Origin of the sequence: Candidatus Pseudothioglobus sp. Uisw_041 (assembly GCF_048087625.1) — a bacterium.
Classification (GTDB): domain Bacteria; phylum Pseudomonadota; class Gammaproteobacteria; order PS1; family Pseudothioglobaceae; genus Pseudothioglobus.
Genome location: NZ_CP159805.1, coordinates 163,074 through 188,893 on the forward strand (window position 1 = coordinate 163,074; position 25,820 = coordinate 188,893).

Genomic DNA, 25,820 nt, shown 5'->3' on the forward strand with positions numbered 1-25,820 from the left:
TTAGCTGATTTTTAAACTTCAAATTTGTCTACTTATATTGTTATAGTGGGGATATTAAGGTAGAATATTTTTATTTTATTACTAATATGTTAGCAATTATTTCACCTTCAAAAACGCAAGATTTTTCTCAATGTGATGTTGATTTTTACTCTCAAACTCGCAACTTAGATAACTCCAGTGAGTTGGTTAGCATTTTAAAAAAGAAAAGCCAATCTCAAATTTCTAAACTGATGTCATTGAGTGAGAAATTATCTAAGTTGAATTTTGATCGCTTTCAAAAGTTTAAACTGCCGTTCAATCGAGAAAATGCAAAGCAAGCAATACTTGCTTTTAAAGGAGACGTTTACAACGGAATTGATGCCCCAACTTTGTCAACTGATGATCTTAATTTTGCGCAAGACAGTGTTCGAATGCTTTCTGGCCTTTATGGCGTTATAAGGCCACTTGACCTAATACAGCCTTATCGTTTAGAGATGGGAACAAAGCTTTCTAACTCTAAAGGCAAGGATCTTTATGAGTATTGGGGAACAGAGATTAGTGATGTCCTCAATGAGGATGAGTCTGAACTTATAGTAAATCTTTCATCCAATGAATACTTCAAAGCTGTAGATAAAAAAACACTAAATGCGAATGTTTTGGATATTGTGTTTAAGGAAAAAAAAGGGGAAGTATACAAAGTTATAGGTATTTATGCTAAGCGCGCAAGAGGTTTGATGGTGAATTACATTATACGAAATCGATTGAAGAGTCCGGAGGGACTAAAAGATTTTGTCGATGAAGGCTATAGATTTGATAAAGAACTTTCTAGTGACTCTTCTTGGGTTTATCTCAGAGACTAAAGCCCACAATATTTGTAAAACTATTTAAAGTGCCTCTGATTCCTTTGACTGGTATTATTTCCAGTCTTTTACTGTGTAAAAACTACTAATGATTAAAGTATATACTTCGCACTCTTGCTTTTACTGCACAAGAGCAAAAAACTATCTCGATAATCTTGATATTGAATATGAAACGCTCAACATTCAGGAAGACAAAGATGCGCGAGACTTTTTTGTTAAATCTGGCTTTAGAACTGTCCCTCAAATTTTTGTAAATGATAAGCTCTTATGTAAGGGTGGGTCTGATGGATTAGCACAAATGAGCAAAGAAGATATTCATAATAAAGTTTTTGAGATTACTGGTTCACGCATTTAAATATCTCTAATTCCAGCAACGCCTTGGGCGCCTATACTCAAAGCTTTTTCAACTAGATTTTTCTTCATCCCGCCAAGTAAAAAAACTGGCAAATTACACTTCTCAATAATGCCAGAGGCATCTTCCCATCCTAAAGGTATAGAGTCTGGATGAGTGAGTGTCTTTTCTATTGGTGATAAGCTGATGTAATCAGCAGAAATATTCTCTGCGTGCAGCGCCTCATCTATGTTATGGGTTGATGCGCCAATTAGTTTTTCTTCAATAACTGGCCTTTCTTTTAATGACATTAGCTCCAAACTCGTTAGGTGCCAGCCATCACAAGGTTCATTAAAGGTTTTGTTTGGTGTATTTAGGATAAGTTTTGCCTGATTTTTTTTACAGAGCCTGTTTATTTTTTTTATGTAAGTATGATCAAGATGAGTCTTACTTCTTAGTTGTATAAATTTAACCCCATTAGTTAACTGTTTTTTACATTCGTTAATGACTATATCAGATTGATGATTATCAGGCGTAATCCAATAAAATTTTGGAAGTGAAAATTTATGAATAATTCTCCACATAGTTGGAAGTAATTTGAAATTTTTGAATTTATCTGCACTACTCCAAGTAATTTCTTGTCCTTCAAACCCTAATGGTTCGCCAAGATAATCATCAACACTATAAACCGATAAATTGATAGTTTTTTCAGGATAGATATGCTGAATCTTTTGAACTAACTTACAGCCTTTAACGGTAATTCCTGTTTCTTCAAAAAGTTCTCTTTTGATTGCGCTAAGGTGATCTTCTCTTGGCTCTACTTTTCCGCCAGGAAGCTCCCAATAACCCGCCATAAATTGATTTTTTTGACGCTTAGCAATAAATACCTCATTGTTACTATTGTGTATTATCCCGACTACTACTTCAATACTGGTATTTTTATAAAGCACGATTTTAATTTCAGGTATTTGATGGATGCATTTTCTATTATCACCGTTAACGCAAGTCCGAGGTAAAATAACGACTTTAATATTTAAAATTATATAGTGAAACTTGACAAAAAAATCCAATCACTTATGCCCTTTAAGGATAGCCTTAAAACCAACCTTATGGGAATTGAAAAAGAGGGTTTACGCGTCTCAGATGATGGAAGTATTGCTCAAACGCCGCACCCAGAGGGATTAGGCTCTGCTCTTAAAAATCCTGCAATTACTACAGACTTTAGCGAGGCTTTACTTGAATTAGTCACTCAGCCTTTAAAGGGGGCTGATCAAGTTCTAGATGAGCTCACGACAATCCACAATTATATTTACCACCACTTGCCAGAAAATGAGCGATTTTGGCCTGCCAGTATGCCCTGTATATTAAGAGGTCAAACCAATATACCTATTGCGAATTATGGCAGTTCAAATTTAGGAATGATGAAAACAGTTTATAGGCGCGGCCTCTCTAATCGATATGGCAGTGTAATGCAGGCGATTGCTGGAATTCATTTTAACTATTCATTTTCATTAGAGTTTTGGCAGTCATATCGTGAATTAATATCACCAAATGATACTGACTCCAAGGGCTTCATGGATGTTCACTACATGGGACTCACTAGGAATGTTTTGAGATATGGCTGGCTAATTCCCTACTTATTTGGAGCTTCTGCAACAGTCTGCAAGTCATTTATGCATGACTATCATGAGCATAACCTAGAAGAATTTGATGACAACACTTTATATTTACCCTATGCGACTTCCCTAAGAATGGGCGATATTGGTTATCAGAATTCTCAGGAGGATGAGAAAGGAGTTAAGGCCAACTATAATAGCTTATGTCATTATATATACAGTCTTCGTGCGGCAATGAAAACTAGCTGTGAGGATTTTGAAAAGATTGGTTTAAAGAAAAATGGAGAGTACCAGCAGCTCAATACAAATATCCTTCAAATCGCAAATGAGTACTACTCTTCTGTTCGTCCAAAGCCTATTTTATATGGAAATGATAGGCCTCTTAGAGCTCTAAATAATAATGGTATAGGTTATATTGAAATACGATCACTGGACATTAATCCTTTGCTTGAAGTAGGAATTGATAAAGAGCAAATTGAGTTTTTAGAAGCCTTCTTATTATTCTGTCTTTTGGAGGACTCACCAGCGATTTCATCATCCGAATTAGTAGAAATTGACTCAAATGCTCTCTTGGTTGCTCACCAAGGTAGACAGCCTAACTTAATTCTTGAGCATGTTGGTGAGAAAGTAACTCTTACTGATTGGGGTGAGAGTCTTTTTGAAAAAATAAAGCAATGCTCAAAGCTATTAAGTGATGCGCATCAAGAATCGGTAGAAAGTATTTCAATTCGAATTAATAATCCTGATTTAACGCCATCAGCAATAATGCTTAATGAAATGCAGCGCCAGGAGAAAGGTTTTTTCGAATTCACTGACCAATATAGTCATAAATATAAAACACAAAATCAGGAGAAAGCTTTTGTTAAAGACTATTTCCTTAGATTAGATGAGCATTCAATTAGATCTATAAAAGAGCAACAAGAAGTTGAATCTAAAGATGTTATAAATTTTGATCAATTTTTAGAAAAGTATTTTGAAGATGACGCTTAAGATAGATACTATATGCGCATTAGCAACTGCCATTGGCCAAAGCGGAATTGGAGTTGTAAGAGTGTCAGGCCCTCTATCTAAAGTTATCTCTAAAAAAATACTACAAACGGATTTAAAGCCAAGGTACGCTTTTTATGGGGCTTTTTATGATAATGAAGGCAACACTATTGATAAAGGAGTAGCAATATACTTCCCTGGACCTAACTCATATAGTGGTGAGGATGTTGTAGAATTCCAGGGTCATGGCGGTATGAGCGTTATGAGAAAGCTTCTAGAAATTGCTTTATTTTTAGGAGCAAGACTTTCTGAGCCTGGAGAGTTCAGTAAAAGGGCCTTTTTAAATGGCAAGATTGACTTGGTTCAGGCTGAAGCAGTTCAAGACTTGATTCAATCGAGTTCAGAAGAGTCTGCCCTGAGCGCTGTAAGATCCTTAACGGGTGAATTCTCAGAAAAGATTAATCATTTACTTGCAGAGCTAACTTCATTAAGAGTTTTTGTCGAGGCAACTATTGATTTTTCTGATGAAGAAATAGATTTTCTTGAGTCTCACCAAGTCTCAACTAAACTTAAAAATTTAAAAGATTTACTTAAGAATATACTCGAGAGTGCCAATCAAGGGGCAATTTTAAGAGATGGACTTCACGTTGCAATTGCTGGAAAACCTAATGCAGGAAAGTCTAGCTTGCTTAATGCACTCACAAAACAGCCGAGTGCAATTGTTACAGATATTGCTGGAACCACTAGAGATGTTTTAAAAGAAACAATTCATATTGATGGAATGCCGCTTCATATTATTGATACAGCTGGACTTCATAACAGTGATGACATTATTGAGCAAGAGGGCATTAAAAGGGCATATACTGAAATTAATAATGCAGATGTAGTTTTACTGGTATTTGATACAAAAGACAATTCACCTGATTTCTCAATACTGCCTGATTTGGTTAAAAATAAACCAGTTATATGTATAAGAAATAAGATTGATCTGTCAAATGCTAGATCTGAAGTTAGAAAGCTAGACAACCAATTGGAGGTTAGTCTTTCAGCCAAGAATGGTGATGGAGTTGACTTGCTAAGAAAGACACTAGCTCAATTTGCCGGCTTAAATTCTGATGGTGAAGGAGTTTTTCTTGCTCGAAAAAGACATATTGACTCAATTGATCAAACTCTTATATACATAAATAGTGCTCTTAAGCAATTAGAGGGAGGGGCGAGTGAGTTAGTAGCAGAGGATTTGCGTCAGGCAGGTATGTCTCTTGGGCAAATTACTGGAGAGTTTTCATCGGATGATCTATTGGGTGAAATCTTCTCTTCATTTTGTATTGGCAAATAGCGTACAATTATTTCTTATCGAAAGAAAAAATAAAGGAAGTTAGAAAGTTCAAAATAAGTCTCTAAATTATTGATTTTAATGGCTATTTATAGGTGATTTAACCTATCAATTTAGACCCATTAAAGTTTATTTGATAAATATTCGTAATATCACTTGACGATACTATTTGAGCATGTATAATTTCCCGCTTTCACCGACCAAAAAGAACTTTTTTAGTTGGTAGCTCTTTAAAAATTTATCAAGCAACTTGTGTGGGCACTCGTGCAAGAAATTGTGCAGTGCACATAAAAAACAAAAGCAGATAAGCTTTTTAAAAAATTGAACTATTGGTTATAAAATGCCAAGTGTTCTAAAAAGTCAAAGATTAAACTGAAGAGTTTGATCCTGGCTCAGATTGAACGCTGGCGGTATGCTTAACACATGCAAGTCGAACGGAAACGATACTAGCTTGCTAGTAGGCGTCGAGTGGCGGACGGGTGAGTAACGCGTAGGAATCTACCTGATAGTGGGGGATAGCCCGAAGAAATTCGGATTAATACCGCATAATCTATTCGTAGTAAAGTGGGGGACTTTCGAGCCTCACGCTATCAGATGAGCCTGCGTAAGATTAGCTAGTTGGTAGGGTAAAAGCCTACCAAGGCGACGATCTTTAGCTGGTCTGAGAGGATGATCAGCCACATCGGGACTGAGACACGGCCCGAACTCCTACGGGAGGCAGCAGTGGGGAATATTGGACAATGGGGGCAACCCTGATCCAGCAATACCGCGTGTGTGAAGAAGGCCTGAGGGTTGTAAAGCACTTTCAATTGTGAAGAAAAGCTAGTGGTTAATAGCCATTAGCCTTGACGTTAACTTTAGAAGAAGCACCGGCTAACTCCGTGCCAGCAGCCGCGGTAATACGGAGGGTGCAAGCGTTAATCGGAATTACTGGGCGTAAAGCGTGCGTAGGCGGTTTATTAAGTCAGATGTGAAAGCCCCGGGCTTAACCTGGGAACTGCATTTGAAACTGGTCAACTAGAGTATGGTAGAGGAAAGTGGAATTTCTGGTGTAGCGGTGAAATGCGTAGATATCAGAAGGAACATCAATGGCGAAGGCAACTTTCTGGACCAATACTGACGCTGAGGTACGAAAGCGTGGGTAGCAAACAGGATTAGATACCCTGGTAGTCCACGCCGTAAACGATGATAACTAGCCGTTGGGGGGATTTACCCCTTAGTGGCGAAGCTAACGCGTTAAGTTATCCGCCTGGGGAGTACGGCCGCAAGGTTAAAACTCAAAGGAATTGACGGGGACCCGCACAAGCGGTGGAGCATGTGGTTTAATTCGATGCAACGCGAAGAACCTTACCTGGTCTTGACATCCTGAGAACTTTCTAGAAATAGATTGGTGCCTTCGGGAACTCAGTGACAGGTGCTGCATGGCTGTCGTCAGCTCGTGTCGTGAGATGTTGGGTTAAGTCCCGTAACGAGCGCAACCCCTATCCTTATTTGCCAGCACATCATGGTGGGAACTATAAGGAGACTGCCGGTGATAAACCGGAGGAAGGCGGGGACGACGTCAAGTCATCATGGCCCTTACGACCAGGGCTACACACGTGCTACAATGGGAAGGACAAAGAGCCGCGAAGCCGCGAGGTGTAGCTAATCTCAGAAACCTTTTCGTAGTCCGGATTGGAGTCTGCAACTCGACTCCATGAAGTCGGAATCGCTAGTAATCGTAGATCAGAATGCTACGGTGAATACGTTCCCGGGTCTTGTACACACCGCCCGTCATACCATGGGAGTGGGTTGCACCAGAAGTGGCTAGTCTAACTTTATTGAGGACGGTCACCACGGTGTGATTCATGACTGGGGTAAAGTCGTAACAAGGTAGCCCTACCGGAAGGTGGGGCTGGATCACCTCCTTAAGAAATGTACGAGTGTTCACACAAGTTGTTTGATAATATTAAAGAAAGAGAAAAAGACCAATAACCCAAATTCAATTTAATTGATATTAAGGGTCTGTAGCTCAGTTGGTTAGAGCGCACCCCTGATAAGGGTGAGGTCGGTGGTTCAAATCCACCCAGACCCACCATATTTTTTCTGGGTTATTAGTTTTTCTATTGGGGCTATAGCTCAGCTGGGAGAGCGCCTGGTTTGCATCCAGGAGGTCAGCAGTTCGATCCTGCTTAGCTCCACCATTTTTCTCAAATGAAAACTTAAATAAGATTTATTTATATGTCTTATTTAAGTTTTTATACCAAGCCTTGGTTTATTCCTTGGTTCGGAGCTCTTTAACAATTTGGATATGAAGTAAAGTTTGTTAAATACAATACAACGTAAAAAGGTGTATTGCATTGACACAACAATTTCAAAAAATATGGATTCTCATTGATAGATTTATCTATCATTGAAAAAATAGAATTCACCGATTGTATCGTAAGATGCAGTTAGTGACTTCTCGGTGTAAAAAGAACCATTAACCCAGATACTTTGGGGTTATATGGTCAAGTGAATAAGTGCATACGACGGATGCCTTGGCAGTAGAAGGCGATGAAGGACGTGATAATCTGCGATAAGCTTCGGTTAGCTGATAATAAGCTTTAACCCGGAGATCTCCGAATGGGAAAACCCAGTGATCATAAGATCATTATCCTTAACTGAATACATAGGTTAAGGAGGCAAACCTAGGGAACTGAAACATCTAAGTACCTAGAGGAAAAGAAATCAACCGAGATTCCCTTAGTAGCGGCGAGCGAACGGGGACCAGCCCTTAAGCAATTTTGAGATTAGTAGAATGTTCTGGAAAGTTCAACGACACAGGGTGATAGTCCCGTATACGAAAATCTTTTAATTGTGAAATCGAGTAAGGCGGCGCACGTGAAACGCTGTTTGAATATGGGGGGACCACCCTCCAAGGCTAAATACTCTCTACTGACCGATAGTGAACAAGTACCGTGAGGGAAAGGCGAAAAGAACCCCGGGAGGGGAGTGAAATAGAACCTGAAATCGTATGCATACAAGCAGTGGGAGCAGACTTGTTCTGTGACTGCGTACCTTTTGTATAATGGGTCAGCGACTTACTTCTCAGTAGCAAGGTTAACCATTAGGGGAGCCGTAGGGAAACCGAGTCTTAAATGGGCGTTTAGTTGCTGGGAGTAGACCCGAAACCGGGTGATCTATCCATGGTCAGTGTGAAGGTTAGGTAAAACTAACTGGAGGCGCGAACCCACTTATGTTGAAAAATGAGGGGATGAACTGTGGATAGGGGTGAAAGGCCAAACAAACCCGGAGATAGCTGGTTCTCTCCGAAATCTATTTAGGTAGAGCGTCGCGTATTACTTCTGGGGGTAGAGCACTGTTATGGCTAGCGGGTCGTCAAGGCTTAGTAAACCATTGCAAACTCCGAATACCAGAAAGTATGAGCGCGGCAGACACACTGCGGGTGCTAACGTCCGTAGTGGAAAGGGAAACAACCCAGACCGTCAGCTAAGGTCCCAAAATTATAGTTAAGTGGGAAACGATGTGAAAAGGCCCAGACAGCCAGGAGGTTGGCTTAGAAGCAGCCATTCCTTTAAAGAGTGCGTAATAGCTCACTGGTCGAGTCGGTTTGCGCGGAAGATTTAACGGGGCTAAACTATATACCGAAGCTGCGGATCGCAATTTATTGCGATGGTAGGAGAGCGTTCTGTAAGCCGTTGAAGGTGAACTGTGAGGTTTGCTGGAGGTATCAGAAGTGCGAATGCTGACATGAGTAACGATAAAGGGGGTGAAAAACCCCCTCGCCAGAAGTCCAAGGTTTCCTACGCAACGTTAATCGGCGTAGGGTTAGTCGGCCCCTAAGGCGAGGCAGAAATGCGTAGTCGATGGGAAACGGGTTAATATTCCCGTACTTCATATAACTGCGATGGGAAGACGGAGTAGGTTAGCTCAGCAAGGCGATGGTTGTCCTTGTTCAAGCGTGTAGAAATGGTTCTTAGGAAAATCCGGGAACCTCTATTTCAAGGCGTGATAACGAGCCCTCTTTTGGGCGAAGTGAGTGAGACCATGCTTCCAGGAAAATCCTCTAAGCTTCAGGTTATATGAAACCGTACCCCAAACCGACACAGGTGGACGAGATGAGAATTCTAAGGCGCTTGAGAGAACTCGGGTGAAGGAACTAGGCAAAATGACACCGTAACTTCGGGAGAAGGTGTGCTCTTGTTATGTGATATCACTTGCTGATTGAGCAAAGAAGAGCTGAAAAAACTAGGTGGCTGCGACTGTTTATTAAAAACACAGCACTCTGCAAACACGTAAGTGGACGTATAGGGTGTGACTCCTGCCCGGTGCTTGAAGGTTAATTGATGAGGTTAGCGCTTGCGCGAAGCTTTTGATCGAAGCCCAAGTAAACGGCGGCCGTAACTATAACGGTCCTAAGGTAGCGAAATTCCTTGTCGGGTAAGTTCCGACCTGCACGAATGGAGTAACGACGGCCACACTGTCTCCACCCGAGACTCAGTGAAATTGAAATTGCTGTTAAGATGCAGTATACCCGCGGCCAGACGGAAAGACCCCGTGCACCTTTACTACAGCTTTGCATTGAACTCTGATCCTACTTGTGTAGGATAGGTGGGAGGCTTTGAAGCTTTAACGCTAGTTAGAGTGGAGCCACCCTTGAAATACCACCCTGGTATGGTTGGGGTTCTAACCTTGGTCCGTAATCCGGATCGGGGACAATGCATGGTGGGTAGTTTGACTGGGGCGGTCTCCTCCTAAAGAGTAACGGAGGAGCGCAAAGGTATCCTCAGCACGGTCGGACATCGTGCAATGAGCGCAAAGGTAAAAGGATGCTTGACTGCGAGACTGACACGTCGAGCAGGTAGGAAACTAGGTCTTAGTGATCCGGTGGTTCTGAGTGGAAGGACCATCGCTCAACGGATAAAAGGTACGCCGGGGATAACAGGCTGATACCCCCCAAGAGTTCACATCGACGGGGGTGTTTGGCACCTCGATGTCGGCTCATCACATCCTGGGGCTGAAGCAGGTCCCAAGGGTATGGCTGTTCGCCATTTAAAGTGGTACGCGAGCTGGGTTTAGAACGTCGTGAGACAGTTCGGTCCCTATCTACCGTGGGCGTTGGAGACTTGAGGGAAGCTGTTCTTAGTACGAGAGGACCGGAATGGACACACCTCTGGTGTTTCGGTTGTCACGCCAGTGGCATTGCCGAGTAGCTATGTGTGGAAAGGATAACCGCTGAAAGCATCTAAGCGGGAAGCCCCTCCCAAGATTAGGTCTCCCTGATTATTTAATAATCCTAAAGATCCTCGAAGACTACGAGGTTGATAGGCTAGGTGTGAAAGTGCAGCAATGTATTGAGCTAACTAGTACTAATTGATCGTGAGGCTTGACCATATAACACCCAAGATATTTGGAGATGTTGTTGTGTCAACAGGCAATATGCCTTATAAACTTTACTTAATCCATTTTGTTATACCTTTTTGGTATAAAAACTTTTTAATTCACTTGAAATAAGTTCAGACTTAATTCAAGTAAGCAGTTTGCTTAGTGACAATAGCAAGTGTGACCCACCTGATCCCATCCCGAACTCAGCAGTGAAACCACTTAGCGCCGATGGTAGTGTGGGGTCTCCCCATGTGAGAGTAGGACATTGCTAGGCTTTAATTCTAAATACCCCGACCTTTTAAGGCGGGGTATTTTTTTTTCTGAATCTTAATCACGTAAAATATAACCACCATTATCCCAAGCATCATGCAGATAGTTTATGACTGATAACTTTAAAGTAAGGAGTATTGCTAGCGGAGTCAGCGTAATTGATTCTGGCTATTTCAGTAATGACTTTGCAGCTATATATATTATTAAGCAGAATAATAAGGTTGCGATTATAGAAACTGGAACCACCTTTAGTATTTCTAATGTTCAAAAAGCACTTGAGAATGATAGCCTAAGCTTTTTGGATGTTGCTTATATAATCCCTACTCATGTCCATCTTGATCATGCAGGTGGTGCAGGTGAGCTTATGAAGCAATGCCAAAATGCGACTCTAATAGTTCATCCTCGCGGGGCGAGACACTTGATTGATCCTACCAAGCTAATAGCTGGAGCTATGGCTGTGTATGGCGAGCAAAAATTTAAGAAGTTGTACGGTGAAATTATTCCAATTGAGGCAAGCAGAGTTATTGAGGCTGATGACAATTTTATTTTAGATTTTAATGGAAGAGAGTTAAAGTTTATTGATACCCCAGGACATGCAAGACATCATTTTTGCATTTGGGATAGGCAAACAGAATCGATGTTTACTGGTGATACGTTTGGCATCTCTTATCGTGATTTAGATCATAATGATGAAGTGTATATTTTTCCAAGCACAAGCCCAGTTCAGTTTGATCCAGAGGAATTGATTAAAAGTATACATAAAATAATGAAGTACAAGCCTAAGCGAGTCTGCTTAACACATTTTGCTGCAATTAGACCAACTCAAAAAGTAGTTGAACAGTTGATAGATGGTATCCATTTTGTTAGCAATTTGGCAAAAAAATATGCAACTGAGGGTGATGCTGAAAAAGTGATTCAAGAAAAGATGATGAATTATTTTTTAGAAGGAATTAAAAAGATTGGCGTCAAAGACCTTGATTTTTGCAGAGAAAGGTTAGAGCTTGATATCAAAATAAATACTCAAGGTTTAATTTATTGGCAAAAAATAGTATAAATTGAGACTTGAATTTCATTAATTAAATATTAAATAAGTATCATATAGCTCTGCTTTCTAAACTTAACTATGAAAAATCTTTTACTATATCTAAACCATTATTTTGCGAAGGTTCCAGGGCAGCTTATACCTTACCGTAAAACAGTTCTTGCATTAGCATTGCTATCCACTATTTTTATGGGGTATGGTGCTTCTCGCTTTGTTTTAGATACTTCATTTGATGTTTGGTTTAGTGAGTCTGATCCTGCAATTGAAGCTTTGGATGATTTTCGTGACCAGTTTGGGAGTGACGATGGTTTATTTATTGTTTATGAGGCTAAAGATGGCGATGTATTTTCAAATAAATCTCTAACACTAATCTCTGAAATAACAGAGGTTTTAGATAACTATAGACAGATAAGTGATGATGTTTGGCTTGAAAAATATGGACTAACTCCTGAAATTGTTGAGTCATTAACTCATATTAAGCGTGTTCAGTCACTATCTAATATTAGAATTCAAAAAAATGAAGATGATGTTTTAAGTTCGCCTCGTTTAGTTCCTAAAAAAATTCCAAGTGACCCCTTGGTTTTAAGTGAAATTAGTTCTGAGGCAGATAATCAGCCAAGTTTGCCGCTCTTTATGTTCTCAAAAGATCATCGTTTTGGGGCAATTTCCATTCAAACAGACTTTGGAGCAATCCCAGTAATTCAAGAATTAAATGACCAGTTCTCTTTGTTTGATGATGATGCGTGGAGTGATGATTTTGATGAAGGTATGGATGACAATGCTGTTATTCAAAAAATTGAATATCAGCCAGATGAGCCAGGACTTTATATTCCATTTATGAAGGCTATAACGGCGATAACGGAACAGCAAAAGATGTCAGAGCATTTTAATTTTTATCCAATTGGCAATTCTGCAATGATTTCCTTAGCTATGGATACGCTCATTCAAGCTGCTTTTCTACTAGTAGGCATGGTGGCAATCATTAACCTGTTGCTTTGGTCATTGTTTCGCTCTGCAAGTGCAGTCGTTCTTCCTCAATTAGCGATTGGCCTCAGTATTCTCTTTGTTATTGGAAGCCTGAGCTGGCTCAATTTAGCATCAACAACTCTTATTGCATTAACAGTGATGCTTATTATTGCGGTTGGCGTAGCTGACTGCGTTCATGTGATGAGTTCTTATTTGTTTTTCAGACGTGATGGTAAAGAGCATGATGAGGCGTTATCAAAGGCCTATGGTAAGACAGGCGTTCCTATCTTATTAACAACAATTACCACGATGGCGGGAATGTCATCATTAGCGGTAACTGGGATGCCAATGTTTGTGCAATTTGGCTTCTCTTCTGCTGCTGGTGTCTTTTTTGCTTTCTTATACACAATATATTTACTGCCAGTGTTACTCAATTATTGGCACCCAATGCAAATTAAAAAGATCCAGGCAATTAGTGCAAGTAGAAAAACGGGAGTAAGGTCGATAGTGTCTTTATTGAAATCAAAAATGTTGAGTTTTTCATGTTTCTTTGTAAATCCAATAGCAAAACTTTCAAAGAGAATGGGTTTGAATTGGCTCTTAGGTGCAGAATGGCTTCAACCTTTATTAAATAGAATTCCAGCTTTTGTGGAGCGCTTCCGATACTCTATAGCTATTATTTTTGTGAGTGTATTTGTAATTTGCATATATGGCGCAACTCAAGTCAAAATTGACTCCAATCTAGTTGAACTTTATTCTGATGATGTTCCTATTGGTCAGGCCTATGAAATTGTTGATGAATACATGATGGGCACAGGAAATATGGAAATCGTTGTAGACACAGCAATTTCAGATGGAATAATGGACCCAGACGTATTAAATGCTATGAATAGACTTCAAAATACAATTGAGGAAAATTATAGTGAATTTATTATCCGAACAAATTCTTTGGCAGATCTAGTAATAGACACTCATGCTATTATGCAAGACTCAGAAGATTATCGAAATATTCCTAATAGTCAAATTGCGGTATCCCAATTGCTTTACTTGTTTAACAGTTCAAATCCTGAAGAGAGAAGAGCCCTTGTCAGTGATGATTACAGTAAGAGTCACATAAGTGTTCAATTAAAAAATGCAGGCTCTAACGAATACAAGGAATTTTTTAACGATATTCAGGCTGATATAAATAAAGAGTTTAATGGATTAAAAGATCGATATCTTAATATAAAAGTTCAAATTACTGGATCATTCGCTTTAATGATGAGGCTTGCTGATGACATTAGTAATAATCAGTTTAAGAGTTTGTCGATAGCAGCTGTGGTTATTAGTCTGTTATTGATGATAACGCTAGGTTCTTTTCAGGCAGGCGTTATGTCGATTATTCCTAACCTAATACCCGCATCATTAGCATTTGGATTAATGGGCCTTCTTGGAGTTCCGCTTGATACAGACACATTAATGATTGCTCCTTTAATTATTGGTATTGCAGTGGATGATACGATTCACTTTATTAGTCACTATAGAATGTCACTTGCACAAAATCACAATATGAAGCTTGCGCTCGTGGAAACTATAAAAGAGGTGGGCCAAGCTGTAACATTTACAACTCTCATCCTAGGCTGTGGGTTTTTAATGCTTACATTTAGTGACTATTTAGGATTAGCAAAGATTGGGACTTTTGGTTCTTTAGCTATATTTGTTGCGCTGCTATGCGACTTATTGTTTTTCCCGGCATTGATTATGATTTTCAAGCCGAAGTTTGGTCAGAAAGATGTTGAAGATAATTTAAATTTTATAGAGGCTACAAAATGAATAAATTAATACTTACTTACTCAAAATCTACTTTGCTTACTTTTGTACTTGGTGCATTTTTAACTCTACAAGCGCCAAATGTATATGCTGAAACTAATTTAAGTGCACGAGAGATTATGCAGAGAGTTGATGTTGAGAGTAGGAAGTCTACTGACTCAGCATTCACCCGTATGAAGTTGACTACTTGCAAGTATGGTCTCAGCGGTGGTAAGGTAAAGTGCGCTGAAAAAGCCCGAGTTAAGTTAATAGAAAATGCACAAATTAATACTGGAGAGGGTAGCCAAGATACTAAGAGTATTGCCATAATCCTTGAGCCAGCAAGTGAAAAAGGAATTGGAATGCTCTCATATAGTTATGATGACAGTGACCGAGATAATGAGACCTGGTTATATCTTTCTGCTCTTGGAAAAGTAAAGAGAATTAGTGTTAGGAACAGTGATGATGAGGAAACTGAATCTGCAAGTATTTTTGGAACTGAGATGACCACTGAAGATCAAGAAACAGGAAAGCTTGATGACTATACATACGAATTACTAGAGTTCGGAACTTTTAGAGGAAGAGAGGTTGCAGTTGTTGAGGCGACACCAAAAAAACATCGAATTAGCAAAAGCAGTTATGGGAAAACGCAAAATTGGATTGATACTGAAAGGTTTATAACTCTTAAGGTACAAATGTTCGATAAATACAACAATCCTATCAAGAAGCTCGAGGTTGGTAAAGTTGAAAAAATTAATGATGTTTGGATGGGAAGAAGTCTGACATTTTTTAATACGGTAAGCAATAGGCTAACAAATATGAAACTTGAGGCGATAAACTTTGATATGGATATTAAAGAAGATTTTTTAACTCAAAGAGCATTGACTGACCAAGCATTTAGAGAGAAATTTCTGAAGGATTTACGTAAACAAGCTAAATAAATTCTGAGTATGTTAAATTTTATCTATAAAGGAATTATTGCTTTAATTATTAGCTTTGGAATTAACTCCATTTCTATTGCTGAGGACGAATTATTATTTGACGATGAATTAGTATTTGACGATTCTGATGAAGAGTTTGGTGAGTGGGATGATGACAGTGATGTCTTTGGTGATAATGACATAAATCTAGAAAAATCTTTTTCTTGGCTGGACTTAAGTGTTTCCCAGAAATATGGTGTTAATCCTGCAAATAGTTATAGCACTGCTATGGAAAGAACTGAGTTGAGGTTAGGAACAAGTGGCTCTGTTTTTGACTCAGGTTATGGCGAAGTAGAAATTAAAGCAATAAAATATTGGCCGAGTGATAGCAACAACGTAATTGAGGCCAGTGATATTGAGGTAGAGAAGGCATTTTTGCAATTTAGTTTTGATGACTGGAGTGCTAAGCTAGGTCGATATACTATTGGCTGGGGTGAGCTTGAGGGTGGCGCACTTGACGTAATTAATCCTTCAGGAGGGCTTACAGACCCATCCATGATTTCCCAATGGATTTTGAGCTCTACTCGTTACTTTGAAGATAGTGATTTAAGTTTTTTTTATAATACAAATCCTAGAATTGCAAAAAGCACATTAATGACACTTAAAAATGATAGCTATGATGAATTTGGATTGCGCTATGGAATAAGTGGGGAGGGAAGTGATATGGCTTTTTATGCTGGTCAGCTAGTTCCTAATGATGCAATCATTAACCTAACAGATGGGTTGGTTTATGCAACACCATATCAATTATTAGGGCTTGGAATGAATAAAGCCTTTGATGATTATTTGCTTAAATTTGATGTTGCCTATAAACATAACTTGCAACAAAACCGTTCAGGACAATTTGTAAAGGTAGATAGAATTGATTGGGACTTGGCTTTTGATATTCAAAAAAATGATAGAACGATCTTGATTTCAGTTAACTCTCAGTACCTATTAGATTTCTACAGTGATTATCTAACGCCAACTTTAACAGGAAGTGTCAGTGCAGATAAAAATAGTACGACATATATGGCAAGAGTAAATGACAAGTTTGGTGATTCAGACTGGAGCTGGAATACCTCCCATATAATATTATCAAACAATGATCTTTCACTAACTTCAGCTGGACTTGACTGGGATATTAATGATCACTGGAAAGCTTCATTGGGCGTCACATATGCAGATGCTAAGCCAAACCGTGCGCTAAGTTTGTTTGACCAGTACCAAAGAGTTAACTTGGAAGTTAAGTACCAGCATTAATGACTCAGTTAGTTAAGGTGTTGCATTTTTAAGTCAACTTAAAGCATCAATCCCTCTTATAGCATAGGATATTGTATAATTTAGCTAAAATAATTTAGGTTTATATAATGTTAGAAAGCAAGCTTTTAAGAGGAAATATTGATTTTGTTGTTGAGCAACTTAAAAGGCGTAATTTTACGTTTGATGTTGATGAGTTTAATAAGCTTGAGGATCAAAGGAAAGTGATCCAGGTTCAAACACAAGAGCTGCAAAATTTACGCAATACTAAATCAAAAGCAATAGGTCAAGCGAAAGCTTCTGGAGAAGACATTAAGCCTTTGTTAGATGAAGTTTCTAGTCTTGGAGAGAGCCTTGATGGTGCTAAGTCCGAATTAAATGCACTCCAATTTAAGATTGATGAGATTGCCATGGCAATTCCTAATTTACCTCATCCTTCAGTTCCTGAAGGTTTTAGTGAGGATGACAACCTTGAAGTTCTTAAGTGGGGGGAGCCCAAAAAATTCGACTTTGAGCCAAAGGATCATGTGGATTTAGGCGAAATGCATGGCATCGACTTTGCTGCTGCCACGAAGATTTCAGGTGCTAGATTTGTTGTTATGACTGGTAAGATTGCAAAACTTCAAAGAGCACTCACTCAGTTCATGCTTGACCATCATACGGAGGTTAATAGTTACACCGAGACGTATGTTCCTTACCTGGTAAATGCAGACTCTCTGATGGGCACTGGCCAATTACCAAAATTTGAAGCCGACTTATTTAAAACGCATCTCCATGGAGAAGAGGGTGATGCGAAATCACTTTACTTAATTCCAACTGCTGAAGTTCCAGTAACCAACATTGTGCGCGACTCAATTATAAAAGAGTCTGATTTGCCTCTAAAGTTTGTAGCGCACACGCCATGTTTTAGATCTGAAGCAGGATCATATGGAAGAGATACTAGGGGATTAATACGTCAGCATCAGTTTGAAAAAGTTGAATTAGTTCAAATCTCTAAACCTAGTGATGCTTACGATGTTCTTGAGGAGCTTACAGCGCATGCAGAGGGCATACTAAAGCTACTAGAGTTACCCTACCGAAAAGTTTCATTGTGTACTGGTGATTTAGGTTTTTCTTCAGCCAAAACTTATGATTTAGAGGTGTGGCTTCCTGGCCAGTCTGCATATCGCGAAATTTCATCATGTTCGTGTTTTGAAGCTTTTCAAGCGAGAAGAATGCAGCTTCGTTGGAAAAACTCAGATACCAAAGAGTCAGAGTTTTTACATACTTTAAATGGCTCAGGACTTGCAGTTGGCAGAACTTTGGTTGCGGTGATAGAAAATTATCAAAATGCGGATGGCAGTATTACAATACCAAAAGTCTTACAGGGCTACATGGGCGGCTCAACTAAGATAAAATAACCCCTTTATTAATTTGGAGTGAGAAATGAATTTACCACCAGAACTATTTCTGATAGCAATGTTTGTACTGATGTATTTTTTATTAATCAGACCACAACAAAAAAGAGCTAAAGATCACAAAACCCTATTAAAAGCCTTAAAAAAAGGCGATGAAGTTGTTACTAATGGCGGTGTCATTGGGAAAATTACTGCAGTTGATGAGTCTTTTGCAGAAGTAGAGATTGCTTCAGGAGTTATAGTTAAATTACAAAAACAGGGCATTAATCAAAAGATGCCAAAGGGAAGCGCAAAATCTATGACTAAGTCAGGCTCTAAGGAAAAAGCAATCCCCAAAGCTAAAAAAACAAAAGCAATCGGCAAAAAAGAGATAGAAAAATAATATATAAAAACTCAATATGAATCATTACGCAGCTTGGAAAAATGCACTTATTGTATTTTTCTTATTCCTCTCAACTCTTTATGCATTGCCAAATCTGTATGGTTCAGATTTGGCGATTCAGATTACGGGAACAGGCGACTATATTGTTGAAGATAGTGATTTAGAGTCTATAAGTAGCACACTGACAGAAAATAATGTTGACTTTAAATCTATAAAGATTGATAGCAATAATATTCTAGTTCGTTTTAACAACTCCCAATCACAGCTTTCTTCTAAGACACTTTTAAAGAACTCACTAAGCAGAAATTATGTGGTTGCTCTTAATCTTGCTCCTTCAATTCCACAATGGCTTGGGAATCTGGGGGGTAAGGCAATGTCTTTAGGGCTTGATCTCAGAGGAGGCGTTCATTTTTTACTTGAAGTAGATATGGAGGCAGTAGTTTCAACCTCTTTAGATCGTTATTACAATGAGCTAAGAACTGCTTTACGTAAGGATAAGTTGTATAAAAAAATTCGTAAAGAAGATAATAGGTTAGTTGTTAGCTTTAAGAGTGAAGATCTTAAGAACAAGGCAAAAAAGGTTTTAAAAAATGATTTGCCTGATTTGGTAATTGTTGAAGGTAGCGAGTTAGAGTTAGAGTTTGGTCTTGAAGTTTCATCAAGTGCTCAATCTACAGCAAAATCTAGCGCACTAAAACAAAATATTACTACCCTTCGTAATCGAGTAAATGAGCTAGGCGTAGCTGAGCCGATAATTCAGCAACAGGGTTCAGAAAGAATTGTTGTTCAATTGCCTGGAGTTCAGGATACGGCCAGAGCCAAAGAAATATTAGGAGCTGTGGCAACCGTTGAGTTTAGGTTAGTTGATGAGCAAAATGATGTTCAAACTGCCATCCAATCAGGAAAAACACCATCGGGCTCAAAGCTTTATAAGTTTAAAGATGGAAGACCTTTACTACTCAAAACAACTGTCATAGCAACGGGTGAAAACATAGTAGATGCATCTTCTAGTGTTGATCAAGATAATCAGCCACAAGTTAGTATTGTCTTAGATAGTTCTGGTGGCAGAACCATGCTGGAAACTACTAAAGAATTTATAGGTTATAGAATGGCTGTTGTTTTTATTGAAAATCAAGTAGAAACAATTATTGAGGATGGTGTTGCTGTGAAGAAGCGCAGTAAGACGCAAGATATTATAAATGCAGCAACAATTCAAGGAACCTTCTCTAATCGTTTCCAGATAACTGGCCTAGACAGCTCTAGAGAGGCGCGAAACTTAGCGTTACTATTAAGAGCAGGTTCGCTTTCAGCGCCTGTTGAAATTATTGAAGAGCGAACAATTGGCCCAAGCTTGGGTGCTGATAATATTCAAAAAGGATTCATTTCTGTTTTGGTTGGTTTTGCCCTAGTGTTAGTATTTATGGCTTGGCGATATCGCGTATTTGGCTTGGTTGCAAATGTGGCTTTAACATTAAATTTAATCACTATAGTTTCAATACTATCTATGCTTCAGGCAACTTTAACCTTGCCAGGAATAGCAGGTATAGTTTTGACAGTTGGTATGGCGGTTGATGCTAATGTTTTAATTTTTGAACGCATCAAAGAAGAAATGCGCTCAGCTAAAGATATTCAAAAAGCAATTTCTGCAGGTTATGAGAAAGCACTGTTGACTATTGCTGATGCGAACATTACAACCCTTATAGCATCCTTGGTGTTATTTAGTTTTGGTACAGGAGCAATTAAAGGTTTTGCTGTTACACTTTCAATTGGAATTATTACCTCTATGTTCACAGCAATTATTGTCTCTAGGGCAATGATAAACCTTATTTATGGTGGAAAGAAAGATAAGGAGTTGGCAATATGAGTCTTAAATCATTAAATATTCCAGTTATTGACTTTGTAGGTAGACGCAAATATGCAATGATTTTTTCTGCAATTTTATTAATTGTCTCTATAGCTTCAATAGGATTTCAAGGTCTCAAATTTGGTATTGACTTCACTGGTGGTACATTAATCGAATTAGGCTATGAAAAATCAGCTGATCTTGAAGGTATTCGTTCAAAGCTTGCTGCTGCGGATTTTAAAGGTGCCAATGTTCAATATTTTGGATCAGATACTGAAGTTCTTATTCAGTTGGAGCCACAAGCTACTTCAAGTGCAAAACTCAGTTCATCAATTATTAGGATGCTTGGTGAGGGAATAGATGTTCGCAGAGTTGAATTTGTTGGGCCAAAGGTTGGTGAAGAGCTAACCAATGATGGCGGCCTGGCAATGCTTTATGCGCTTATTGGAATTTTAATTTATGTTGCCTTTAGATTTGAGTATCGCTTTGCTCTAGGCTCCATTGCGGCCCTTATTCATGACGTGATTATTACGTTAGGAGTGTTTTCATTACTGCAAATTGAATTTGATTTGACAGTATTGGCTGCTATTCTTGCAGTAATTGGTTATTCTCTTAATGATACGATCGTAGTTTTTGATAGAATTCGAGAAAACTTTCTTGCAAGTCGCCAAGTGGAGTCTGGATCAATTATTAATGAGGCTCTTAATCAAACTTTATCACGAACATTAATGACATCCCTCACAACTTTACTTGTTCTTTTTGCTCTATTTTATCTAGGGGGAGAGGTGATTCATAGTTTTGCTGGTGCACTTCTTATCGGTGTGGTAATTGGTACCTACTCTTCAATCTATGTTGCAAGTTCAACTATTCTTGCGATGGGAATTTCCAAAGAAGACATGCTGCCTTCAGAAAAAGAGAAAAAAGAGATTGACGCTAGACCGTAAAAATAACTTTATTTGCTAAATCTTTCAAAAACAAGACACGCATTGGTCCCACCAAAACCAAAACTATTTGAGAGAATGCGATTTAGTTTAACGCTTTTGGTTTTCCTAACAATTGGTAAGCCTATTGCTGCGTCATCAAGATTTTCGATATTCACAGATTCGGCAACAAAATCATTTTGAAGCATCAAAAGTGAATAAATAGATTCGTTAACTCCAGCTGCTCCCAGCGCATGACCCGAAAGAGATTTAGTTGAGCCAATAAGAGGCGTTGAGGTAGTACCAAATACCTCCTTGATTGCACCTAACTCTTTAGCATCGCCAACTGGTGTTGATGTTCCATGAGCATTAATATAATCAATTGAACCATTAAGCCCATCAGTAGCAATCTGCATGCAGCGTTTAGCACCTTCACCTGATGGTGCGACCATGTCATAACCATCAGAAGTAGCGCCATAGCCAACTAACTCTGCAATGATAGTTGCCCCTCGAGCCTCTGCATGGTCTAAAGACTCAAGCACAAGGGCTCCGCCACCTCCAGATATTACAAATCCATCTCGATCTGTATCAAAAGCACGTGATGCCTTATCAGGAGTGTCATTATATTTTGAAGAAAGGGCACCCATAGCGTCAAATAACATAGTTAAAGACCAATCAAGCTCTTCTCCCCCTCCAGCAAACACAACATCTTGTTTGCCAAGTTGAATTTGCTCCATAGCGTTACCAATACAGTGCGCACTGGTAGAGCAAGCAGAACTGATTGAGTAATTTATTCCCTTTATTTTAAAGAGTGTGGAAAGGCAGGCAGAAGTGGTAGAACCCATAGTTCTTGGGACGCGGTATGGACCAACTCTTTTGATGCCTTTTTCTCTTAAAATATCAGCAGCTTCAACAATATTTTGATTTGAAGCTCCACCAGAACCCATAATTAAACCAGTCCTTTCATTCGAAATCATTTCTTCACTTAATCCAGATTCTTTGATTGCCTCATCGAGTGCGATTGCATTAAATATCGCCGCATCAGCCATAAATCGCAGCATTTTTCGATCAATAACATCACTAGTATTGACCTCTGCAATTGCACCATGAACATGAGACCTAAGTCCCATTTCTGAATATTTTTCACTAAATACTATTCCAGATTTAGCAGACTTTAAGGATTTAAGAACTTCGGACTTGTTGGAGCCTAAGCTGCTAACAATACCCATTCCTGTAATGACTACTCTGTTCATCAGAAGGAAGATGTATCAGTAAATAATCCTACCCTAAGGTTTGTTGCTTCGTAGATAGTTTTCCCATCTACTTCCATGGTTGCATCTGCTATACCCATATAGAGTTTTCTCGCAATAACTCGAGATAGACTTATATTGTAAGTAACCTTTTTACTTGTTGGTAAGACTTGGCCAGTAAACTTAATTTGTCCAGAACCAAGTGCTCGACCTCTTCCTGGCCCACCAAGCCAACCTAAATAAAAACCAACTAACTGCCACATTGCGTCTACACCTAGACAACCAGGCATTACTGGATCTTCATTAAAGTGACAATCAAAAAACCATAAATCTGGATTAATATCAAGTTCTGCAGTCATTCCACCTTTACCATATTCTCCACCAGTTTCAGTAATATTTGTAATGCGATCAAACATCAGCATTGGTGGTTTGGGAAGCTGGGCATTGCCAGGGCCAAAAAGTTCGCCCTTACCACAGGTAATTAAATCTTCATAAGAAAAGTTGTTTTGCTTCATAAAGTCCAATAAATCAAGTACTGATAGAATTTTATCATAGTTAAATTACTATTGAAATTCAACTTATGGCCTAATGTCAGCAATAATGTCACCAATATCTTCTAGCCCAACTGATATACGAATAAGGTTTTCAGTGATATGAGTTTGTCGTTTCTCTTCATCTGAGAGTCGAACATGAGTTGTAGAAGAGGGATGCGTGATGGTAGTTTTAGTATCACCAAGATTTGCAGTAATTGAAATCATCTTAGTATTATTTATTAGACGAAAAGCTTCGGCTCTGCCGCCACTAACCTCAAATGAAACTATTCCACCAAAGCCTGTTTGCTGCTTTTTTGCAATTTCATGATTTGGATGGTTTTCAAGACCAATATAGTGAACTTTTTTAACGAAAGATTGGTCATTAAGCCAAACAGCTAATTTCTTTGCACTTCTACAGTGAGCATCCATTCTTATCTTGAGTGTTTCTAAACCTTTTAGGACAATCCAGGCATTGAATGCACTTAAGGTTGGACCAGTGCTTCGAGTAAACGCACTTATTTCATCAATTAATGATTCACTTCCTGCTACAGCACCTGCAAGACACCTGCCTTGACCATCAATATATTTAGTGGCAGAGTGAATGACCAGATCAGCCCCTAAAGTCAGTGGCTTTTGAAGCGCAGGCGTCATGACGCAGTTATCAACAGCTAGTACTATATTGTTTTTCTTTGATATAGCTGCAAGCTTTTCTATATCAACAACTTCACCAAGTGGGTTTGAGGGTGTTTCTAATAAAAATAATTTGGTATTTTTTTTAACACTTTTTTTCCATCCATCTAAATCCCCTAAATCAACAAAAGTAATTTGAATATCAAGCTTTTCAATAATATTATTTAGAAGAACTATGGTTGTTCCAAACATACATCGAGAGGCCACCATGTGCTCTCCAGGCTTAAGAAGAGTCATAATTGTTGCAAAGATGGCAGACATTCCGCTAGCAGTTGCCTGGCATTTTTCTGCACCTTCTAAAGCAGCTAATTTATTTTGAAAGGCGTCAACTGTTGGATTAGTAAACCTCGAGTAAACATTCCCTTTTTGTTTGTTTTCAAAGCGATCAGCAGCTTGTTCAGCACTCTTAAATCTATAACTCGAAGTCAAAAAGATAGCTTCAGAATGCTCTTGCTCCTCTGTTGCATGATGTCCTTCGCGAACTGCTTTTGTTTGAAAATTAAGGTCTTTCATAATTTATGCTCAATTAGTCAGCATCATTGTAGATTAATTCTGAGCTTTCATTGGAAATATTACCCAGTTTGGCATTGTCAGATCTTTGAGCTTCAAGGTTATTAAGATAAGGCTCATCTATGTCTTTGGTGAGGTAGTTGCCATCAAAACATGAGCAATCAAAACTTTTAATATCAGAGTTTCCCTGTTGAACTGACCAAATTAAGTCATCAAGATTTTGATAAATTAATTTATCAGCGCCAATAGTTTTACATACTTCTTCTGTTGTTTTATTGTGGGCGACAAACTCATTTTTACTAGCCATATCAATTCCATAAACATTTGGATATCTAACTGGAGGCGCGGCGGAAGCAAAGAAAACTTTTTTCGCACCAGCAGCTCTTGCCATTTGAACGATTTCCTGGCTTGTTGTTCCGCGAACAATAGAGTCGTCAACTAAGAGTACATTCTTGTCTTTAAATTCGAGTTCAATCGCACTTAGTTTTTGACGAACAGATTTTTTTCTTTGTTTTTGTCCAGGCATAATAAAGGTTCTAGCAATATAACGGTTTCTTATAAAGCCTTCTCGATATTTTAAATTTAACTCATTAGCGACTTGAAGAGCGGATGTTCTTGAGGTATCAGGAATAGGCATTACAACATCAATTTCCTCATATTGCCACTCAGACTTAATTTTAATCGCAAGTCTTTCGCCCATCCTGAGGCGTGATTTATAAACTGAAATTTTGTCGATAATTGAATCAGGCCTTGCAAAATAAACAAATTCAAATATGCAAGGTGATAATATTGAATTATCTGAGCACTGCTGAGAATGAACATTACCTTTACGGTCAATCACAATGGCCTCACCAGGTTCTACATCTCGGGTAATTTTGAAGCCAAGTGCTGTAAGGCCAACACTTTCTGAGGCCAACATATACTTAGTGCCATTTCTTGTAGTTCTTTCTCCAAGGATTAAAGGCCTTATTCCATGGGGATCTCTAAATCCAAAAATACCATAGCCTGGAATCATTCCAATAGCCGCATAAGCTCCCTTTACTCTTTTATGAAGTTTTGTTACTGCATTAAAAATATCATTTTCGTTAATTCGATGTTTTTGCTCTTCAGCGATTTCGCTCGCGAGTATGTTGAGTAATATTTCTGAGTCTGAATTTGTATTAATATGACGAAGATCTTGCTCAAAAAGTTCACTTGCTAATGACTCTGCATTGGTCAGATTTCCATTATGTGCAAATGCTATTCCATAAGGTGAATTTACATAAAAAGGCTGCGCCTCTGCTTCAGAAGAACTCCCAGCTGTAGGATAACGGACATGACCAATCCCCATATCACCAATTAATTTTTCCATATGTTTTGTTCTAAAAACATTACGAACAAGGCCGTTACCTTTGCGCATATAAAAACGACCCTTACTGGCAGTTGTTATTCCAGCAGCATCTTGACCGCGGTGCTGAATAATTGTGAGAGCATCATAAATATAAAGACTCACATCTTTTTTTGTAGTTGATAGTATTCCAACAATGCCGCACATAAG

General features: G+C 38.7%; 17 protein-coding genes, 2 tRNA genes and 3 rRNA genes. 17 read left to right on the forward strand and 5 right to left on the reverse strand.

Going from position 1 to position 25,820, the window contains the following annotated elements; genetic code table 11:
* Positions 1-86: 86 nt before the first annotated feature.
* Together yaaA and ABXT44_RS00800 are read left to right on the forward strand one after the other, a co-directional pair.
* Positions 87-839: a peroxide stress protein YaaA gene (gene yaaA / locus ABXT44_RS00795; protein ID WP_416687284.1), complete on the forward strand. Its 753-nt coding sequence runs from the start codon at positions 87-89 to the stop codon at positions 837-839.
* Positions 840-927: 88 nt separating this feature from the next.
* On the forward strand, positions 928-1,194 hold the full coding sequence (locus tag ABXT44_RS00800; RefSeq protein WP_271537209.1) for a glutaredoxin: 267 nt from the start codon (positions 928-930) through the stop codon (positions 1,192-1,194).
* On the opposite strand, the gene ABXT44_RS00805 is transcribed toward ABXT44_RS00800, so the two are convergent.
* Entirely contained in the window at positions 1,191-2,120 is a 930-nt protein-coding gene (locus tag ABXT44_RS00805) for a Nudix family hydrolase (protein ID WP_416687286.1), read from the reverse strand. The genes ABXT44_RS00800 and ABXT44_RS00805 overlap by 4 nt on opposite strands.
* A 96-nt stretch (positions 2,121-2,216) precedes the next feature.
* On the opposite strand from ABXT44_RS00805, the gene gshA reads away from it, so the two are divergent.
* From gshA to secF, 15 genes are all read left to right on the forward strand, one after another.
* A complete protein-coding gene (gene gshA / locus ABXT44_RS00810; protein WP_416687289.1) occupies positions 2,217-3,776 on the forward strand; it encodes a glutamate--cysteine ligase in 1,560 nt (519 codons plus the stop codon).
* Entirely contained in the window at positions 3,766-5,109 is a 1,344-nt protein-coding gene (gene mnmE / locus ABXT44_RS00815; protein WP_416687291.1) for a tRNA uridine-5-carboxymethylaminomethyl(34) synthesis GTPase MnmE, read from the forward strand. The genes gshA and mnmE overlap by 11 nt, the downstream gene beginning before the upstream one ends.
* Before the next feature lie 366 nt (positions 5,110-5,475).
* Positions 5,476-7,016 (forward strand): 16S ribosomal RNA (locus ABXT44_RS00820).
* Positions 7,017-7,106: 90 nt separating this feature from the next.
* Positions 7,107-7,183: transfer RNA gene (locus tag ABXT44_RS00825), tRNA-Ile, on the forward strand.
* Between the two features lie 30 nt (positions 7,184-7,213).
* Positions 7,214-7,289, forward strand: a tRNA-Ala gene (locus tag ABXT44_RS00830).
* Positions 7,290-7,593: 304 nt separating this feature from the next.
* Positions 7,594-10,482, forward strand: a 23S ribosomal RNA gene (locus ABXT44_RS00835).
* A gap of 149 nt (positions 10,483-10,631) precedes the next feature.
* Positions 10,632-10,747 (forward strand): 5S ribosomal RNA (gene rrf, locus ABXT44_RS00840).
* The 16S, 23S and 5S rRNA genes sit together here with 2 tRNA genes alongside, the layout of an rRNA operon.
* A 105-nt stretch (positions 10,748-10,852) precedes the next feature.
* Positions 10,853-11,797: an MBL fold metallo-hydrolase gene (locus ABXT44_RS00845; RefSeq protein WP_416687294.1), complete on the forward strand. Its 945-nt coding sequence runs from the start codon at positions 10,853-10,855 to the stop codon at positions 11,795-11,797.
* 177 nt (positions 11,798-11,974) lie between these two features.
* Complete coding sequence (locus tag ABXT44_RS00850) at positions 11,975-14,563, forward strand: efflux RND transporter permease subunit (RefSeq protein WP_416688385.1); 2,589 nt, start codon at positions 11,975-11,977, stop codon at positions 14,561-14,563.
* Positions 14,560-15,480 carry an outer membrane lipoprotein-sorting protein gene (locus tag ABXT44_RS00855; RefSeq protein ID WP_416687296.1) on the forward strand — a complete coding sequence of 307 codons (921 nt, stop codon included), beginning with the start codon at positions 14,560-14,562 and terminating at the stop codon, positions 15,478-15,480. The genes ABXT44_RS00850 and ABXT44_RS00855 overlap by 4 nt, the downstream gene beginning before the upstream one ends.
* A gap of 9 nt (positions 15,481-15,489) precedes the next feature.
* Positions 15,490-16,761, forward strand: a complete 1,272-nt coding sequence (locus ABXT44_RS00860; protein WP_416687298.1) for a Tat pathway signal protein — start codon at positions 15,490-15,492, stop codon at positions 16,759-16,761.
* A gap of 107 nt (positions 16,762-16,868) precedes the next feature.
* A complete protein-coding gene (gene serS, locus ABXT44_RS00865) occupies positions 16,869-18,158 on the forward strand; it encodes a serine--tRNA ligase (RefSeq protein ID WP_416687301.1) in 1,290 nt (429 codons plus the stop codon).
* Between the two features lie 25 nt (positions 18,159-18,183).
* On the forward strand, positions 18,184-18,537 hold the full coding sequence (gene yajC / locus ABXT44_RS00870) for a preprotein translocase subunit YajC (protein ID WP_271537331.1): 354 nt from the start codon (positions 18,184-18,186) through the stop codon (positions 18,535-18,537).
* Between the two features lie 16 nt (positions 18,538-18,553).
* Positions 18,554-20,401, forward strand: a complete 1,848-nt coding sequence (gene secD, locus ABXT44_RS00875) for a protein translocase subunit SecD (protein WP_416687304.1) — start codon at positions 18,554-18,556, stop codon at positions 20,399-20,401.
* Positions 20,398-21,324, forward strand: a complete 927-nt coding sequence (secF, locus tag ABXT44_RS00880; RefSeq protein WP_416687306.1) for a protein translocase subunit SecF — start codon at positions 20,398-20,400, stop codon at positions 21,322-21,324. Before secD ends, secF begins: the two co-directional genes overlap by 4 nt.
* A gap of 8 nt (positions 21,325-21,332) precedes the next feature.
* Here secF and fabB read toward each other — a convergent pair whose 3' ends face one another.
* The 4 genes from fabB to purF form a co-directional block, all read right to left on the reverse strand.
* Positions 21,333-22,553: a beta-ketoacyl-ACP synthase I gene (fabB, locus tag ABXT44_RS00885; protein WP_416687307.1), complete on the reverse strand. Its 1,221-nt coding sequence runs from the start codon at positions 22,551-22,553 to the stop codon at positions 21,333-21,335.
* Positions 22,553-23,065, reverse strand: coding sequence for a 3-hydroxyacyl-[acyl-carrier-protein] dehydratase FabA (fabA, locus tag ABXT44_RS00890; protein ID WP_271537339.1), 513 nt, complete (start codon positions 23,063-23,065; stop codon positions 22,553-22,555). The genes fabB and fabA overlap by 1 nt, the downstream gene beginning before the upstream one ends.
* Positions 23,066-23,128: 63 nt before the next feature.
* Positions 23,129-24,286, reverse strand: coding sequence for an O-succinylhomoserine sulfhydrylase (locus tag ABXT44_RS00895; protein ID WP_416687310.1), 1,158 nt, complete (start codon positions 24,284-24,286; stop codon positions 23,129-23,131).
* 13 nt (positions 24,287-24,299) lie between these two features.
* Entirely contained in the window at positions 24,300-25,817 is a 1,518-nt protein-coding gene (gene purF, locus ABXT44_RS00900; protein WP_416687312.1) for an amidophosphoribosyltransferase, read from the reverse strand.
* Between the last annotated feature and the right edge of the window lie 3 nt (positions 25,818-25,820).

What these genes read in the sequence shown, in the direction of transcription:
- yaaA (WP_416687284.1), top strand. Translation starts at nt 87, where the DNA reads ATGTTAGCAATTATTTCACCTTCAAAAACGCAAGATTTTTCTCAATGT.
- ABXT44_RS00800 (WP_271537209.1), top strand. Translation starts at nt 928, where the DNA reads ATGATTAAAGTATATACTTCGCACTCTTGCTTTTACTGCACAAGAGCA.
- mnmE (WP_416687291.1), top strand. Translation starts at nt 3,766, where the DNA reads ATGACGCTTAAGATAGATACTATATGCGCATTAGCAACTGCCATTGGC.
- ABXT44_RS00845 (WP_416687294.1), top strand. Translation starts at nt 10,853, where the DNA reads ATGACTGATAACTTTAAAGTAAGGAGTATTGCTAGCGGAGTCAGCGTA.
- ABXT44_RS00850 (WP_416688385.1), top strand. Translation starts at nt 11,975, where the DNA reads ATGGGGTATGGTGCTTCTCGCTTTGTTTTAGATACTTCATTTGATGTT.
- ABXT44_RS00855 (WP_416687296.1), top strand. Translation starts at nt 14,560, where the DNA reads ATGAATAAATTAATACTTACTTACTCAAAATCTACTTTGCTTACTTTT.
- ABXT44_RS00860 (WP_416687298.1), top strand. Translation starts at nt 15,490, where the DNA reads ATGTTAAATTTTATCTATAAAGGAATTATTGCTTTAATTATTAGCTTT.
- serS (WP_416687301.1), top strand. Translation starts at nt 16,869, where the DNA reads ATGTTAGAAAGCAAGCTTTTAAGAGGAAATATTGATTTTGTTGTTGAG.
- yajC (WP_271537331.1), top strand. Translation starts at nt 18,184, where the DNA reads ATGAATTTACCACCAGAACTATTTCTGATAGCAATGTTTGTACTGATG.
- secD (WP_416687304.1), top strand. Translation starts at nt 18,554, where the DNA reads ATGAATCATTACGCAGCTTGGAAAAATGCACTTATTGTATTTTTCTTA.
- secF (WP_416687306.1), top strand. Translation starts at nt 20,398, where the DNA reads ATGAGTCTTAAATCATTAAATATTCCAGTTATTGACTTTGTAGGTAGA.
- fabB (WP_416687307.1), bottom strand. Translation starts at nt 22,553, where the DNA reads ATGAACAGAGTAGTCATTACAGGAATGGGTATTGTTAGCAGCTTAGGC.
- fabA (WP_271537339.1), bottom strand. Translation starts at nt 23,065, where the DNA reads ATGAAGCAAAACAACTTTTCTTATGAAGATTTAATTACCTGTGGTAAG.
- ABXT44_RS00895 (WP_416687310.1), bottom strand. Translation starts at nt 24,286, where the DNA reads ATGAAAGACCTTAATTTTCAAACAAAAGCAGTTCGCGAAGGACATCAT.
- purF (WP_416687312.1), bottom strand. Translation starts at nt 25,817, where the DNA reads ATGTGCGGCATTGTTGGAATACTATCAACTACAAAAAAAGATGTGAGT.